Here is a 16,651-nt window from a genome sequence, read left to right as displayed (position 1 = left end):
GTTGAGATGAAAAAGCTCTTCAGTCTGATCGCAACTTTGTTGATTCTGGCGCTGGCCATCTGGATCGGCCGGCTGCTGTGGATTCACTATATGGACACGCCCTGGACCCGCGACGGTCGGGTGCGCGCCGACGTGATCAACGTCGCCGCCGATGTCAGCGGCGTGGTGATCGATGTACCGGTGAAGGACAACCAGCCGGTGAAAAGAGGTGATCTGTTGATGCAGATCGATCCCGAGCACTATCAGCTGGCGGTGAAGCAGGCGGAGGCGATGGTGGCGTCGCGCAAGGCGACGTGGGAGATGCGCAAGGTCAACGCCAATCGACGCAAGGACATGGACGCCCTGGTGATCTCCGCCGAAAGCCGCGAAGACGCCAGCAACGTTGCCACCTCTGCCCAGGCGGATTATCAACTGGCGGTCGCGCAGCTCGAAGCCGCGCAATTGAACCTGCAACGCACCAAAGTGCTGGCGGCGGTCGACGGCTACGTCACCAACCTCAACGTGCATCGCGGCGACTACGCGCGCATCGGCGAAGCGAAGATGGCCGTCGTCGACAGGAATTCGTTCTGGGTGTACGGCTTCTTCGAAGAGACCAAACTGCCCCACGTCAGAATCGGCGATCCGGCGGATATGCAGTTGATGAGCGGCGAAGTGATGAAGGGCCACGTCGAGAGCATCGCCCGCGCCATCTACGATCGCGACAACCCGGAGAGCCGCGAGCTGATCGCCGACGTCAACCCGACGTTCAACTGGGTACGACTGGCCCAGCGTGTGCCCGTGCGCATTCACCTGGATCACGTGCCTGAAGGGGTTGTGCTGGCGGCGGGAATCACCTGCACGGTGATTGTGAATCCCGAAACGGAAGGCTCAGCACAGAACCTGTAGGAGCGCGCTTGCCCGCGAAGAGACCTGTGCGTCCGACGCATCTCTGTCGTCCATGCTGACGCCTTCCCGGCAAGCGCGCTCCTACACTTTGAGCTGCACCATGCGCCAGATTTGTGTCCTGCCGGAGGATGCAGGAGCGTGGTTCGTCCCGCGATCTGTTGCGCAGCGACGGTGACTGGGTTAACGCGATACGTCGGCTCAACACAAAACCTGTAGGAGCGCGCTTGCCCGCGAAGAGACCTGTGCGTCCGACGCATCTCTGTCGTCCATGCTGACGCCTTCCCGGCAAGCGCGCTCCTACACTTTGAGCTGCACCATGCGCCAGATTTGTGTCTTGCCGGAGGATGCAGGAACGTGGTCTGTCCCGCGATCTGTGCGCTGCGAGGGTGACTGGGTGAACGCGATACGTCGGCTCAACACAAAACCTGTAGGAGCACGCTTGCCCGCGAGAGGCCGGTGCGTCCGACGGATCTCCGTCGTCCATGCTGACGCCTTCGCGGGCAAGCGCGCTCCTACACTTTAAGCTGCACCATGCGCCAGATTTGTGTCCTGCCGGAGGATGCAGGAGCGTGGTTTGTCCCGCGATCTGTTGCGCAGCGACGGTGACTGGGTTAACGCGATACGTCGGCTCAACACAAAACCTGTAGGAGCGCGCTTGCCCGCGAAGAGGCCTGTGCGTCCGACGCATCACTGTCGTCCATGCTGACGCCTCCCGGCAAGCGCGCTCCTACACTTTGAGCTGCACCATGCGCCAGATTTGTGTCTTGCCGGAGGATGCAGGAACGTGGTCTGTCCCGCGATCTGTGCGCGGCGAGGGTGACTGGGTGAACGCGATACGTCGGCTCAACACAAAACCTGTAGGAGCACGCTTGCCCGCGAGAGGCCGGTGCGTCCGACGCATCTCCGTCGTCCATGCTGACGCCTTCGCGGGCAAGCGCGCTCCTACACTTTAAGCTGCGTCACACAGCAGACTCGCGTCCTGCCGGAGGATGCAGGAGGCCCGCGGTGGTATTCAGCCCTTCTTATCCAGCTTGAAGCGCTTACTCAGAATCCATTCGAGCAATGCCTTGGGCAGCAGCCGTTCCATGAGTGGCAGCGCGCGGCTGCCGTTGCCGGATCGCAGCAGACGCGGTGGATTGCTGCGTTGCACGGCGGTGAGCACGTCGCGGGCGAAGTCGGCGGCGGGTGTCGGATTGCCCTGCGAAGCATTGGCCCGGGCGCGGATGCTTTCACGCCACGGCCACCACGGCGAATCCGGGTGAATCACTTGCTCGGCCTCGTGGCTGGCGTTTTGCGCAAAATGGGTGTCGATGGCGCCCGGCTGGACTTCCATCACGCGTATCCCGAAGGGCGCCAGTTCCATGCGCAATGCGTCGGTCATGGCATGGACGGCGGCTTTGGACGCGCAGTACGCGCCCGCGAACGGCGTAACCAGCACGCCCGAAACGCTGCCGATATTCACCACCAACCCCTTATTGCGGCGCAGCGATGGAAACAGCGCGCGCGTCACGCCGACCACGGAAAACACATTGGTCTCGAACTGCCTGCGCATGGCCTCGACACCGCCATCCAGCAGCGGGCCAATGCCACCGTAGCCTGCGTTGTTGATCAGCACGTCGAGCCCTTTGCCGTGTTGATCAAGCTCGCAGACCAGCAGATCAATCGCAGCGCTGTCATTGACGTCCAGGGCCACGGCATGAAAACCGGCAGTGGTCAGCGCCTGCACGTCGGCCGGCTTGCGTGCGGTTGTCCAGACTTCATGGCCTGCCGCTTTGAACGCATCCGCCATGGCGCGGCCGATGCCGCTGGAACAACCGGTGATCAACACCACAGACATGGTTCAGTCCTTGAAAAAAGAGAAGGGCGGCGCTCAGCCGGAGAACGTGCCTTGCAGGCGTTCGGCGCGGAACTCCAGGGTCTGCGGCCGATAACCTGGTCGCAGCGGTGGCATCGGCAAGCAATCTTGCCACTGACTGCCGGGCAACAAATCGCCCGGCCCGCGATAACGCGGCGCGGTGTAAGTGTCTTCGGCCAGATTCACGGTATCGCCCGGCGCGTAGGCCGCGATCTTCCAGCGCAGTTCGGTGAGCGAAACAGTGTTGCCGTTATCGATCAGCACCAGCAACGGGCGACCCGTCGGGCATTGCTGCGGCGCATAGTTCACGCGCATTTGCAGGCGCTCAAGGCGCTGCTCGTCGCGGCTGTCTTCCCAGACCACAAACGCCGCCACCACTGCCAGCCCAAGCGCCGCCGCCAGTGAAACGGGCAGGGCTCTGGAGGGGTAACGCAGGAGCAGGACCAGCCAGGTGAACAGAAGTACGGCGCCGAAAATCATCGTGTCGATCTCGCGATTGCAGATGCGGGCATCGTACCGAAAGGGGAGGGATAGACCAAATGCCTGACTTCGCCAGTGGCTCCTGTTAATCGGAATTGAGCTAAAACTCCCGCGCCCCCCTTGCGAATAACGATAGGCGAGGAAGAGGCGCGAGCTGATGTGAAACTCGTTTTGACCGAAGATCAAAGTGAGGCGGATTGGCCGCTGCCTACACCTTACCCATGCGGCTTCTCGACATTGAGCTTACGTGAACGTGTAGTAGCCAGACTCCAGGCCCTTGACGAAAACATCTCCGTTTTCGATGTGCAAATAGCTGAGCACTCGGACCCTGTCACCCGCTTTAAAGTCGTTTTCTTGGATAACGACCTGCGTTTCTTGACCATTGACCACTGTGCCTGACCCATAAGGACCCGAATCAGTGTCGCCCACCAGGATTAAAATAACGGTGTCGTAGTAAGCGGATTCAAATGCCGGAAGAATCAATGTCAGCTTTGAACCCACCGGTATTTGGAAGTTTGCAGCGTCCTTGATAGACGGGGTGGTCAGTTTTTTGGCTTCTGCTTTGTCAAGCTCTCGTAATTTCTTGCCTTGGGTGATTTCTTTTAATTTCGCGTCCCAGTTCATGATGATGTTGCTCCTGAATATCAGCGAGGCGGTGTGCCTCTGCTATCCAAGCTATAGCGAGGCTATCAGCGTGACAACTGTCACTACTGACAGGTAGCGATGAGCAAAAAACGCGGGTGTGCACAAATAACGGACTGCGTTATCCAGTTAGAAAAGAAACAGTGAACTTGGTCAACGCGTATAGCCAATCGATCTACCTGGTCTTGACGTTGTCGCGGATAAACCGCACATGACGTGTTCCCACATTCAAATAAAAAAGCCCCCGAAAACCCTCTGCGGATGGGGAATACGCAGAGAGTTGACGGGGGCTAGTACTACTCGGTAAAGCGGTATTAACGCGCGATGGTCTGCGTCTTCACGCCGGCTTCGATGCCGGGGGTGGAGCGGCCGTAGACGTCTTCGAAACGTTCGATGTCGTCTTCGCCCAGGTAGCTGCCCGATTGGACTTCGATGATTTCCAACGGGATCTTGCCCGGGTTGCGCAGGCGGTGAACCGAGGCAATCGGGATGTAGGTCGACTGGTTTTCGGTCAGCAGGAACACGTTGTCGTCGCAGGTGACCTGAGCGGTACCCGATACAACGATCCAGTGTTCAGCGCGGTGGTGGTGCATCTGCAGCGACAGGCTGGCGCCAGGCTTGACGGAAATGCGCTTGACCTGGAAACGGCCGCCCATGTCCACGGAGTCGTACGAGCCCCATGGGCGATAGACTTCGAGGTGGTTCTGGGTTTCGCTGCGGCCTTGCTCGTTCAGCGTGTTGACCAGTTGCTTGACGCCCTGAACCTTGTCTTTGTGGACGATCATCATGGCGTCTTTGGTTTCGACGACGACGATGTTGTCCAGGCCGATGACGGTGACCAGTTTGCCGTTGCCCTGAATCATGCAGTTGCGGCTGTCCTGAATAACGACATCGCCCTTGGCAACGTTGCCGTTCTCATCTTTGGCGTGCACGTCCCACAGGGACGACCAGCAGCCGACATCGCTCCAGCCCGCATCAAGCGGTACTACACACGCGCGTTGGGTTTTTTCCATGACGGCGTAGTCGATGGAGTTGTCCGGGCAGCAGGCGAAGCTCGCCTCGTCCAGGGAGATGCTGTCGCCTTCGTGCTTGCTGCGCTCGAGGGTCAGCAGGCAATTGTCGTAGATGTCCGGATCGTGCTTTTTCAGCTCTTCCAGGTAACGGCTGGCGCGGAACAGGAACATGCCGCTGTTCCAGTAGTAACCGCCGGCCTGGACGAATTCCTGGGCGCGTTGTTCATCAGGCTTTTCAACGAACTGCTGCACGCGGCTGACGCCTTCCGGCAGCAGGGCATCGGCGGTGGACTTGATGTAGCCGTAGCCGGTTTCGGGCTTGGTCGCCGGGATACCGAACAGCACCATTTCGCCGCGCTCTGCAGCAACGGTGGCCAGGGCCAGCGCGCGTTGCAGGGCTTTCTGATCGTTGATCACGTGGTCGGCTGGCAGCACCAGCATCAACTCGTCGCGACCTTCGTTGGCCAGCATCATCGCGGTGATGGCAACGGCTGGCGCGGTGTTGCGACCAAACGGTTCCATGATCACGGCCTGAGTTTCCAGGCCCAATGCATTGAGCTGCTCGGTGACGATGAAGCGGTGATCCTTGTTGCACACCACAACCGGGTGCTGCATGCCGTCGAATTGCAGGCGCTCGACGGTCTGTTGGAACAGGGTGTGGTCGCCGGTCAGTGCCAGGAACTGTTTAGGAAACTGTTTACGCGAAAGAGGCCAGAGTCGGGAACCGCTGCCACCTGACAAGATCACTGGAATCATTTTGTTTCTCCGTTAAGCAAAAATCGTTCGAATGGGCTGTAGGTCTTTTCGGTCTTTCTGGTTTTTGTCTTGCATCGCCCGGCGCCCTCATGGCTGTCTGCTTGCTCCGCAGTGCCTGACGCCGAACGCTTTATCCGTGGCAGCGCGCGGGTGATCACGCGCGCTGCCGGCGGCCTCTCGGCCAGATTCAAATCTGTTACTGAGTGCCCGTCGGGCGCTTGACCCAGACTGGCGACAGGCTGCTACCGCTGCCGGTGACGTACAGCACGGCGGCCTCACCACGCTCCAGTGCAACTGGCTTCAGGTCAGCCACTTTCTTGTCGCCGTCAAACAGCGCGAAGCTGACTTTGACCGGGTTGATCTCACGCTCGCCGGTGCCCTTGGCAGACACAGCCTTGACCACGTCGGTCTTGCCGTCAGCGGTTTTCAAGGTCAGCGCCTTGTCGCTCAGGTTCTGTACGCGAACCAGAGACTTCTGCTTGTTCTTGAACGGCGGCTCTTCAACCAGTTGCGGGGAGCCGGATGTGTTGTTGACGATGGTGTAGTAGTGATCGCTGGCCAGTTTCACCGGCAGCGACTGGCTGCCGATCTTGGCGGTGTAGTCGCCCTGTGGCATGAAGCCGAAATCACTGCTGGCCAATGGGCCGACTTCGTTGAGGCTGGTGTTGCCGACGCTGGCGGAGATTTCGCTGCTGCTGGCGTTGTAAACACGCACGAAGGTCGAGCCTTTTGGTGCGGTCGGGCCATACAGGGCGGCGTCGCCGGCGAATGCGGAAAGGGATACGAAGCCCAGGCTCGCGGCCAGCACGCAGGTTTTCAGCAGGTTGGTTTTGCTCGAACGCACTGGCATTGGGTTCTGCGAAGTCATAGTCAAAGAGTCCTCTCAGTTTTGCGCCCGGTTGGGCGACTTGGAGTTGTTGGCGTTGTCCGCCAGATTCTGTTGGGGGTCACGGGCCTTTTTGAGTTCAGCGATCCACTGTGGGTCGAACTCGGTCAGGTCGTTGTGAGCGGGCAGGTAGCGTTCAGGGAATTCCCAGATCAGCACCTGTGGTGGGCTGCTTTTGAAGGCGTCGGTCTGCAGATACTTGAGCATTGGCAGGATCGGGCCATGGCCGTCTTCGGCGTAATTCACGACGTCTGCGTGCAGGGCCTGTTTGAGCGCACCGGCGAAGTTCCAGTTGGGGTTGGCGCTGTAGCTGGTGCCGACCAGACCCACCGCAACCGAGTCGTCAGCGAACAGGGCATCACCGCTTTCAGCGTCAGCCTGAGCCGGGTTGGTGCTGCGCTGTTGCAGGTCGTCCGGCTTGGGCAGCAGGTTGCTGAACAGCGGATCCAGCGGCAGGAAGTTGGTCAGATCGCCCTTATAGGGTTCGGTCGTCTTGGCTTCGGTGACGAAGTTCTGCGGTTCAACGTTCAGCGGTACTTGCTTGCTGATCACGTCACCCAACTGCTGGGCGACGATTTCCGCGCCCATTGGCGTCCAGTGAGTGTCGGTGCGCAGGAATACCTGGCCCTTCTCCTTGGCGCTTTGCAGCGGCGTCAGCAGATCCGGGGCAAGGATGCCGGCCTGATTCACTTGAGCGTGGAACTGCTGATACAGATCGGTGTGCAGCGTGGCCGGTTTGTTGTCACCGACGTGCTCCGGGTACAGACGCGTCTTGGCCGGAATAATCGCCAGCACCAGTTGCGTGCCTTGCTTTTTCAGGGTGTCTCGCACGCCCTGAATGATCGCCAGGTTGTCCGCTTCGTTCTGCTCGCTGTTGGCAACGGCGTCGAATTCTTCGTCGGTGTACAGCCACTGGTCTTTGCCCAGGATCACGCCCGGACGACCTTCGTTGAACACCTTGTAGTCCAGCGCCGCCCAGAGGTTGGTGCCCAGACGCTTGATCGGAAATGCTTCGTCGTAGTGGGTTTCCACCGCTTTGGTCCAGTGACCATTGAGCACGGTGGTTTCTTTCGACGTCGAGAAACCGATGAAGCTGCGCAGCGACCACAGGCCCAGCACCAGCAGAATCGCCAGAAACAGGAAGATGTAGAGGAAACGTAATGAACGGGTCATGTCAGGCTCCTCAGAACTGGAAGTAAAGGAACGGCGAGAAACTGGCCGCCGAGAGTTTCAGGATGGATGCAACAAACGCCAGCAGGATCAGGGCGCGCATGACATAGCGCGACCAGTCGGCGGTCCAGTAGGCAGGCTGAACCTGCGCTTCGGTGCCGACGATGTAACCCGGTTGATGGATGCTGCCCGGCTTGTCGCCTGGCACGGCCTTGATCAGGCCTGGCTCGGCAGCGGCAGGGCCGTCGGCCTGCACGGCTTTGTCGGTCGGCTTGGCCGGTGCCCGGTTGCGGTAGAAATCACGCAGGCCGAAGAAGGCGAGGGTGATGTACGCCACGACCAGGGTCGCCACTTGCAGGCCTGTGAGGCTTGCACGGTTGAGTTCCGACAGCCCGAAATCGCTGAAGCTGAACATGGCGCCGTACATGCGGGCGGCAACGTGCAGGTTTTCCGAGCGGAAGATGACCCAGCCCATGACCACCAGCAGGAAGGTGAACGCCCAGCGAACCACGTTGAACGTGCGCGGCGCAGTGTTCAGGCCGATGGCTTTTTCAATCGCCAGCCACACACCGTGCCAGGCACCCCAGACGATGTAAGTGATGTTGGCGCCGTGCCACAGACCACCCAGCAGCATGGTCAGAAACAGGTTGCGGTAGGTCGCGACCTTGCCGCCACGGTTGCCACCCAGCGTGATGTAAAGGTAGTCACGCAGCCAAGTCGACAGGCTGATGTGCCAGCGACGCCAGAACTCGGTGATCGATTGGCTGATGTAGGGCTGTTTGAAGTTTTCCATGAAGCGGAAACCCATCATCAGACCCAGGCCGATCGCCATGTCGCTGTAACCGGAGAAGTCGAAGTACAGCTGAGCGGTGTACGCCAGCGCGCCGAGCCATGCGTCACCTGTGGTCGGGTTCTGCAGGGCGAAGCAATGGTCGGCGACCACCGCCAGCGTGTCGGCAATAAAGACTTTCTTGATGAAGCCCTGCATGAACCGCGTGCAGCCTTCGGAGAACTTGTCGAGGGTATGCGTGCGATTGTTGAACTGATCAACCAGGTCGCGGAAACGCAGTACCGGCCCTGCAATCAGGTGCGGGAAGATCGCCACGAACGCTGCAAAGTCGATGAGATTTCGCGTTGCCGGCGTGTCGCCACGGTACACATCGATGATGTAGCTGATGGACTCGAAGATGTAGAACGAGATACCGATCGGCAGCAACACGTGGGTGAGGATGAACGGCTCAAGACCGATCGACGTCATCATTGCGTTGATGCTGTCCACGCCGAAGTTGGCGTACTTGAAGTAGCCAAGGATGCCCAGGTCGACCACCACGCCAAGCAGCAGCCAGCGCTGTGCCGGTTTGGTTCTGACCCCGGCGGCGCCTACGCGCAGGCCGATCCAGTAGTTCCACAGCGTCACACCTGCGAACAGTGCCAGGAAGTCCACTCGCCACCACGCGTAGAACACGTAGCTGGCGACCAGCAGCAGCAGGTTGCGATAGCGTTGCCCGCTCAGGTAGTACAAGCCGAGAAACATCGGCAAGAACAGGAACAGGAACACGTTGGATGAGAAAACCATCCTTTATCTCTCCATTTGTCCAACATCAAAGGCCGAAGCCCCCCCAGACCCCCCACGAAAAATGGAGGGGTGAAACGTAGATCTGAACTTCCGACGCTGACCCTGTAGGAGCGCGCTTGCCCGCGATGAGGCCAGTACATCCGACACAGTTATGTCGTCTGGAAAATCGCTTTCGCGGGCAATCGCGCTGCTACATTTTCACGTGGAGGCTCTTACGAACCGTCTTTGTCACCCTTTTCATGCGTCGGGTCATAAGTGCGGGTCAGGTCGCCGCCGAGGCGGAAGTTCTTGAACGGTTGCATCTTGTGTTTCTGCTCAAGCACATCCGGGCCGCAGTCATACAGCGAGCAGTACGGTTCCAGCCAGGCGAATTTCATGTCGGTTTTCAGGTCCGTCATGTCCTGCTTTTCACCGTCACGTGCTGCAAATTCGCTCCCTGAATTCTTCACGCCAGCCAGCACGCGATCACCCAGACGCTTGAGCGCACCGTTGTTTTCCGGACGCAGATCGACACCGTTGGCCTGGGCGAAACTCGCAATCATGGCCAGCGGCGGAAGCGCGTAGTTGTGGTACGCCAGCGCGCGTTGTTTGCGCTTGAGCTCGTTTGGCAGGAAACCTTGCGGGTCAACCTGATTGGCGGCGATCTTGAATTCCTTCACCGACCAGTCGAACAGGTCCTGGCGATTCGTCGCGACTGCCGTGGACATCACGGACCAGGCCGCCCAGTACGAGTGGTTGTTAGTCTTGTCGAGCGGCAGATTGTTCCAGTCGCTGACGACGTGATCCGCCAGTTTGCTGAACCAGGCTTCGATAACCTGCGTTTCCTGCTGGCGGGTGGCCAGAGGATGCGACTCGGAGAACTTCAGGCGCAGGTAGGCGGACGACATGCTGCCCAATGCCCATTTGCGCATCGACTTGCCGGTGTGGTTGAAGTCGGTCGACTCCAGCGCATCGGCCTTGGCCCATGTGGTCAGCATGTTCAGCGCGCAATCGAGCTGTTCAGGGCGACCGTCACGCATGTACTGCATCACCACCTTGCTGGTGGCGCGCTCCATGTTCGTGATGTCTTTGGTCGCGTCACGAAACGCCTGCTCGGAAGCAACGTTCAGCGTGGCGCGCGCCTTGTCCGAACCTTCGTATTTGCTGCGAAACTGCAGCGGGCCGGTGTAGGGCTGCGGTGCGGCGTCACAGCTGAACTTGCCCTGGCCCGTCTTGAATTTCTCGACACCTTCGTAGTAACCCTGCGGCGGCACGAGTGTCGACGCAGCGCTGGCGCCGGTGGCGAACAACGCCGAAGACATCATCGCCAGCGACAGAAGGGTAGGGAGCATCAGTTTTGGAGTGTGCATAAGAGCCTCATAACCCGGCTTGCGCGGTTTGATGCGCGACATTCGGGAACACGTTGCGTTTGCATACTTTCGCTTCGACCTGCTGTGGCGCAGCGCCCGCTTCCGGACCCTGCACTTCCAGTGCGAGCAATTGCTGGTCAGCCCAGTCCTTGTCATCGCGCAGTTCGAAGGAGAAGCGCCCGTCGGTTTCAGATGTTTCAGGTTTTTCGATCTTCAAGTCTTCGTGGCGACCGTTCATGTACCAGAGGCGCGCCTGAAGGGTTTTCACCGAGTTGTCGGCGAACTTGATGTCGATCTGATTACTGCCGTTGCGCACATCCTTAATGCCGTTTTTGCCGTTGACCAGCAACTCGTTGATCCCTGGTTTGAGGGTGGTGCTGGTGCTCATTAACGCCGGTTTGCCTTCACAGCCGTTGTCCAGCAGCGACATCATCTGGCGATAGATGGTCTCCTGATCCAGGCGGTAAAGCGGCGAGAATTCCCAGATGAGAATCTTCGGCGGGTGTTTCTGGAAGTCTTCGCTGCCCAGGTACTGCAGCATCGAACCTTCAAGGCCGCCGCCGGGGAAGGCGACGTTCAGCACATCAGCACCAATGTATTCCTGCAAAAAGCCGGAGAAGTTGTAGTTCTTCCCGCTGTGACTGGTACCGACCAGTGTGATTTCCGGGTTGCCGGAGTCACCAAACAGGTCGCCGTCGGCGGCTTCGCCTTTGGGTTCTGTCTCAAACTGGTCCATGTACTGGATGGCATAACTCGTGCCGCACAATTGACCGGCCATATTGTGCAGAGTGCCCTTCTTGCCCATGCGACCTGACAAGTGGGTCTCGAATTCACGGCGCGGAACACCGGCGAAGGCCTGCATCTTCTTCACGGAATCAGCGACGATTTTCGCCGTGCGCTGAGCGCCATACGGCGTCCAGTGCTGGTCACCGCGGAAGTAGAAATCGTGGGCCTGTTGCTCGTTGGTCAACGGCGACAGGTCCGGGACGGTGTAGCCCATTTTCGCGAAACGACCGAGCATGGCCTGGTAGTTACGCAACGCGGTGTTGTAGTCGAACTTGTCGCGTTCAGCCGGGAACAGCTTGTTGCGATCGACCAGCCCGCGGGTGGGTTGATACACAACCACCAGCTCGACACCCTTGCTCCTGAACGCGTCGTGCAGCATTTGCATGCGGCGATAGCCTTCAGGCGTGGTGTCGAATTCGGTGCGCAGATCTTCACGGGTCCGGAACAACCAGTCGCCCTCGGCCTGAACCAGCGTGGTGAAGTTCTGCTGGTAGCGGCTGACGTAGTTTTTTTCGTCGTGCGCTTCAGGGCACAGACTGCAGCAAGGCTCGGCAGTGAAGCTCGGGGCAGTGGTGTCCGCTGCATACGCGCCATTGCTGGCGGCGAACAGTGCAGCGGTCAGGCCCGAGAGGCTGAGCAGTTTGATCAAATGTGCGTGCATAGAAATATCTTCCTCAGTCCCGGAGTTGTTTCTGGCTTTCGACCGGGTCGATCAACACGGCTTTCTGTTGGCGCACCAGCAGATCGAGGATTTCGTCCTGACGGTCGCCCAGTACACCGTTAAAGCTGATCCCGCTGGCTTTGGTCGGTGCGAGCATCGAGACTTTGTACAGCTCGACGCTCAGAGGCGAGTCGATGGACAGCGGGCCTGAACCGTTGGAGGTCAGTTCGCCGCCGACCATGATCAGCGAGACTTCGGCATCGAATGGATCGAGCTTGATGTCGCGGTCAGTGTCCGACAGGTCCTTGATGTGGCCGTAGACGCCCATCAGACCGTTACCGATGGCCAGGTTTTCGTACAGCTTGATGTTGGTGCTGTTGCGAACCCGGATGCCGTGACGCTTGTTGGCGAACACACGATTGCCCCACAGCAGGTTGTCGGCACTCTCATACAAGGTGATGCCGTCGGTGTGGTTGCGGTAGATCTCGTTGTACGCCACCAGGTTGTTCACGCTGTTACGGTCAAGGACGATGCCGGACAGGTGGTTGTCGTAGCTTTTGTTGTTGATGATGAAGCTGTCGTTCACCTCACGGGAGACGATGATCCCGTGCTTTTTCTTGGTCCCGTACACCGTGTTCTCGGCAATGATCAGACCGTGGGAACGGTCATGGGGGTCGATGCCGTAGATGATGTTGTCGTGGTAGGTGCTGCCCTTGACCACGAAGTCGCGGGTTTCATAGCAGTAGAAGCCGTACCACATGTCCGAGAAGTCAGAATTAACGATCCAGCCGGTTGGCTCGGCGCGGTTCATCTGCGCCTTCATGTTCGGCGTGTACTGGGAAATACTGATGCCGTACGACTTGCTGTTGTTGTAACCCAGGCTCGCCACTTTGGTGTTGAACATGTAGGTCTGGGTGCCGCCCCAGGACAGCAGGAACGGACGGAATTCCTTCGGCGCCTTGAACGTCGACGGGCCGTTGGCTTTCTCGCTCCAGCCGGTCAGCTTGGTGTCCGACATAAACAGCAGGTTGTCGTTGACCAGAAACGCACCGGCATCCTGAGACAGGCGCAGCTCGGTAGTCTTCTTGTCAATTTCGAAGATGCCGTTCTTGCCGACAACGATCGGCAGACGCGCCAGGAAGACGCCCGGGGAGGTTTCGCTCAGGTACTGTTTAGGCACCTTCTTTGCCAGCTCCTGCAGGGTCATGTAGCCATCTTCGATGAAGATCGCCTGTGGGATGCCGTGCTGACGGGCTACCCATTCGGCCATCTTGTTGTCACCGCCGATGAATTCCTTCAGCGAGTCTTCCTGCATCATGCGTTTGATCGCAACCTTGCCCGGCTTGCTGCGCACGATCTTCTTCTGCATGGCCTGCTGGGTGTAACCCGAGAGGTCAGGCAGTTTTGGTTTGTCCATCAACAGCGGCTCAATGGGCGGACTGCTGATGGTGTAAGTCTTGGCCTGGTGCAGGCCTTTGACCACCACATCCTTGCCATCCGCCGGATGCGTCGCAGGGGCGGGAACCGGCAACGGGCTGTTGGCCATGGCCGCAGTGCTGGCGAGCAGCAGGGCGCTGCTCAGCACAGCGCTTTCCAGCAGGGCATAGGGCCATGCCCGGTGACGCAATCTGCTTGCTTGACTGTTCATCTCATTGCACTCCTATCGCGGCTTGCATCAGAAGCGCCAGATGACGTCGACGATGGCGCGGTGCATGTAATCGTCTACACCGCTGTGATACGCATCGCCCGGTTTGAACACGCCTGCACGCAGACGAATCAGCGCCGACGGTTCGTCGAACGACTGGCTTACCGCAGCAGGCAGCAGGCCTTGCTTGAAGTACTTGGTGACGACGAGGTCCATTTCCTGGCCCAGGTCCTTGCGGCCGTCTTCGAGCGGCAGCGAGGCAAATGTGCTGACGCCATCGTCATCGACATTTTCCTGAGCAGGGTTGATACCCGCGCCGCCGATTCCCGAATGGCCGTCGACACGACGGAACTTGTGGTAGATCAGCGAGGCGTCGTACTCGTCCTGCATCTGCCAGGACGCGAACAGCGAGCCCGACTCTACGTTGGCCATTTCGCCCTGGAACGCTTCACCGAAGCGATGCACGCGCGAGCGGGTACCGGTCCAGTTCGAGCGGTTGCTTTCCAGACCGTTCTGCTCGTAGTTCTTGCTGGCGCGGGAGTAGGCGCCGCCCACTTGCCACATCGGGTCCAGACGGAAACGCAGGCCCAGGTCGGTCGCCCAGCCGTTGACGTTTTCGTTGTTCTTCTCACCGGCCACGTACTGGTCGCCAATGGGGTCGTAAGTGGTGCCGATGCGGTCACGATCGCCGGTCAGCCAGGTCAGGCTGCCCCAATAGTTGACGGTGTTCAGGTTGCGGTAGTTGTACGCGTCGCTGTTGGCCTGCAGACCCAGCCAGGTCAAGTCGCCACGCGAAGTCTTGTCCAGATCGTCGATGGCTGAGCCCTGTTGTTTCAGGCTGCCGCCGTCATGACTGTGGTGAGCACGAACGCCGGCCCATTGGCCTGGCGTCCACTGGTATTCCACGTCGCCATAAAGGTGCGAGCGATCCTTGTCCTGTGCCGACAGCTCGGTCAGGTCTGTGCGGTATTCGCTGAAGCGCTGGGCGGCCCCCACTTCTGCCTTGAGCAGGGTGGTGTCGAAGGTCCAGTTCACCGCTTCGATGTTGGTGTCGTGCCACTGACCGTCGTCATTGCGCAGACGCTGCCGACCGACCTTCAGGATCTCGCCAGGGTAAGGCGTGAAACCGCGGTAGCCGATCCAGAATTCGCGCAGGGCCGCGTAGCTGTCATCCACTTTGCGGCTGTTTGACGTGCTGCGTGAACGTTGGGCGCTCTGACCGTTTGCGTCAGTGACCTGTTGATCCAGCGGGTCGGTCTGAATGGTGTCGGTAGCCGTGACTACCTGGCCCATCGCGTAACCGCTCCAGTTGCCCCACTCGCCATACGCCCACGGACGCAGATCCAGGCCGACACCGTTGACGTCGCCACCGCTGCGGGTACCGAGGTCACGGTCGTCTTCCATCTGGCCGGTCGCTTTGACTTCGATGCCGAAATTCTGAGTATCGGTCAGGGCTGCCAATGTCGGCGTGGCCCAGATCAGGGAGAAGCCCAGACCGAATCCGGCCGCCATCAGAGGGTTCAACTTAAGCTTCATAGAGGTGCGTCCCCGCCGTCTTTTTCTTCTTGCAGTGTCTGCAAGGCCAACGCGTTTTGCGCGGTTGTGCCGCGGACCTGCTGTTCTCGCTGGAGAAGACTCTGCGCCTGGGCGCGCTTCTCAGGCGGCAATTGTTCGTTCAGTTGTTGCGCAAGATCCGTCGCTTGCGGTGTGCCCTGGGCCAGTGCGAGCTGGCCGAAGACCCATGCGTTGATCGGATCAGGCTTGATACCTTTGCCTTGCGAGAACAACTGCGCGAGGGCGAAGTCGGCACTGTTCTGGCCACCGCGTGCGGAGGTCAGCAACTGCTCGACAGCTTTCTGCGGGTCTGGATGGCCCAGATAACCCCGGCGATAAAGCTGGCCCAGGTAGTAATGCGCGGAGATTTGCGTCGCAGCAGCCTTGGTCAGGTGCTCTTCGGCTTTCTTCGCATCCGGCAAGACCAGCTTGCCTTCGTAATACAGCTTGCCCAGCAGCAGTTCGGCGCGCGGTTGATCCGCAGCACGGCCGTTGTCCAGGTATTCCATCATTTTGTTGACGTCACCCAGCTCGGGGAAGTCGTACAGCAACTGCGCCAGGCTGACCCAGGAAGCGGGGTAACCGGGGGCAACTTTCTCCAGCAGCGATTGCGCGGTCTTTTCGTCCGGCTTGCCGAGGGTCGAATCCGCCAGCACGCGAGCGACGCTGTCGACACGCATGGCAGGTACGCTGCCCATGGCGTAGCCGCTTTGCATCTGCTCGATCAGCGCAGCCTGTTTGTCGGCTTCGCCGCGCTTCTGGTAGACCGTCGCCAGCTCGGTGTAGCAAACGTCAGTGGTGCGCAGCGCTTGCTTGCAGATGCTTTCGACTTCTGCCAGATGCTGGTCGTAGGTCCCTTGGGTGCGATACAGCAGCACCTGGGCCAGACCCGCTTCCGGGTAACCGGTAGCACGCCATTCGTTGATCTTCTGCTGCGCGTTCACGTTCGGGAACGTGTGCGGGTATTGCAGATAGAGCATCGCCAGCGGAATCAGCGTGCCGGCCTCGCCATTGGCGAAGGCCTTCTTCAACAGACCTTCGGCTTCACGTTGCTCGGCTTCGGTGGAGTTCGGCTTGACCGCCAGCAACTTGCCCAGACGCGATTGCGCCCGAGGCGAAGTGGCGGCTGCAGCGCGATAAGTCGCCTCGGCCTGCTTGATCAGCTCCGGGTCGCGGGTACCCACCTGGATATCCGCGAGGCCGACCTGTGCATCGCTGTAGCCCAGGTCCGCCAGTTGCCGATAGTTTTGCTCCGCCAGCGCGGTGTCGCCGCGTTTCAGGGCTTCGTTGGCCAGGCGCTGATCGGGCAGGCCGGCACAGCCGCCCAAACCGATAGCGATCGCCAGGCTCAACAATGTAGGGGCTGACAAGCTTCGTAGTGGGCTAGCCATGT

At 59.6% G+C, this 16,651-nt stretch carries 13 protein-coding genes; 1 reads left to right on the top strand and 12 read right to left on the bottom strand.

The genetic code is table 11. The features are described 5' to 3' along the window. The first annotated feature begins 6 nt into the window (after positions 1 to 6). The gene (locus L4G42_RS11455; RefSeq protein ID WP_237250660.1) at positions 7 to 885 is read left to right on the top strand and encodes an efflux RND transporter periplasmic adaptor subunit; all 879 of its coding nucleotides are present in this window, start codon (positions 7 to 9) and stop codon (positions 883 to 885) included. A gap of 1,012 nt (positions 886 to 1,897) precedes the next feature. Here L4G42_RS11455 and L4G42_RS11450 read toward each other — a convergent pair. From L4G42_RS11450 to algK, 12 genes are all read right to left on the bottom strand, one after another. Beyond that, positions 1,898 to 2,722, bottom strand: a complete 825-nt coding sequence (locus L4G42_RS11450) for an SDR family oxidoreductase (protein ID WP_237259595.1) — start codon at positions 2,720 to 2,722, stop codon at positions 1,898 to 1,900. A gap of 33 nt (positions 2,723 to 2,755) precedes the next feature. Continuing rightward, positions 2,756 to 3,220, bottom strand: a complete 465-nt coding sequence (locus L4G42_RS11445) for a multidrug transporter (RefSeq protein WP_237250662.1) — start codon at positions 3,218 to 3,220, stop codon at positions 2,756 to 2,758. A gap of 243 nt (positions 3,221 to 3,463) precedes the next feature. Continuing rightward, the gene (locus L4G42_RS11440) at positions 3,464 to 3,844 is read right to left on the bottom strand and encodes a hypothetical protein (protein ID WP_237250663.1); all 381 of its coding nucleotides are present in this window, start codon (positions 3,842 to 3,844) and stop codon (positions 3,464 to 3,466) included. A 332-nt stretch (positions 3,845 to 4,176) separates the two neighbouring features. After that, a complete protein-coding gene (locus L4G42_RS11435; protein ID WP_237250664.1) occupies positions 4,177 to 5,631 on the bottom strand; it encodes a mannose-1-phosphate guanylyltransferase/mannose-6-phosphate isomerase in 1,455 nt (484 codons plus the stop codon). 196 nt (positions 5,632 to 5,827) lie between these two features. Beyond that, entirely contained in the window at positions 5,828 to 6,481 is a 654-nt protein-coding gene (locus L4G42_RS11430; protein ID WP_237250803.1) for an alginate O-acetyltransferase AlgF, read from the bottom strand. 33 nt (positions 6,482 to 6,514) lie between these two features. Then, positions 6,515 to 7,690, bottom strand: coding sequence for an alginate O-acetyltransferase (locus L4G42_RS11425; RefSeq protein ID WP_237250665.1), 1,176 nt, complete (start codon positions 7,688 to 7,690; stop codon positions 6,515 to 6,517). A 10-nt stretch (positions 7,691 to 7,700) separates the two neighbouring features. Then, positions 7,701 to 9,263: an MBOAT family O-acyltransferase gene (locus L4G42_RS11420; RefSeq protein ID WP_237250666.1), complete on the bottom strand. Its 1,563-nt coding sequence runs from the start codon at positions 9,261 to 9,263 to the stop codon at positions 7,701 to 7,703. Positions 9,264 to 9,475: 212 nt separating this feature from the next. Further along, positions 9,476 to 10,612, bottom strand: coding sequence for a mannuronate-specific alginate lyase (locus L4G42_RS11415; RefSeq protein WP_237250667.1), 1,137 nt, complete (start codon positions 10,610 to 10,612; stop codon positions 9,476 to 9,478). Between the two features lie 7 nt (positions 10,613 to 10,619). Further along, complete coding sequence (locus L4G42_RS11410) at positions 10,620 to 12,059, bottom strand: alginate O-acetyltransferase (RefSeq protein WP_237250668.1); 1,440 nt, start codon at positions 12,057 to 12,059, stop codon at positions 10,620 to 10,622. Positions 12,060 to 12,072: 13 nt separating this feature from the next. Then, positions 12,073 to 13,707, bottom strand: a complete 1,635-nt coding sequence (gene algG / locus L4G42_RS11405) for a mannuronan 5-epimerase AlgG (protein WP_237250669.1) — start codon at positions 13,705 to 13,707, stop codon at positions 12,073 to 12,075. 27 nt (positions 13,708 to 13,734) lie between these two features. Further along, entirely contained in the window at positions 13,735 to 15,240 is a 1,506-nt protein-coding gene (locus L4G42_RS11400) for an alginate export family protein (RefSeq protein WP_237250670.1), read from the bottom strand. Further along, on the bottom strand, positions 15,237 to 16,649 hold the full coding sequence (gene algK / locus L4G42_RS11395; protein ID WP_237250671.1) for an alginate biosynthesis TPR repeat lipoprotein AlgK: 1,413 nt from the start codon (positions 16,647 to 16,649) through the stop codon (positions 15,237 to 15,239). Before algK ends, L4G42_RS11400 begins: the two co-directional genes overlap by 4 nt. Positions 16,650 to 16,651: the final 2 nt, after the last annotated feature.

Origin of the sequence: Pseudomonas petrae, assembly GCF_021728295.1 — a bacterium.
In the GTDB taxonomy this organism is placed as follows: domain Bacteria; phylum Pseudomonadota; class Gammaproteobacteria; order Pseudomonadales; family Pseudomonadaceae; genus Aquipseudomonas; species Aquipseudomonas petrae.
Note: the sequence above shows the minus strand (reverse complement) of the source record. Positions and strands in the feature narration are given on the sequence as shown.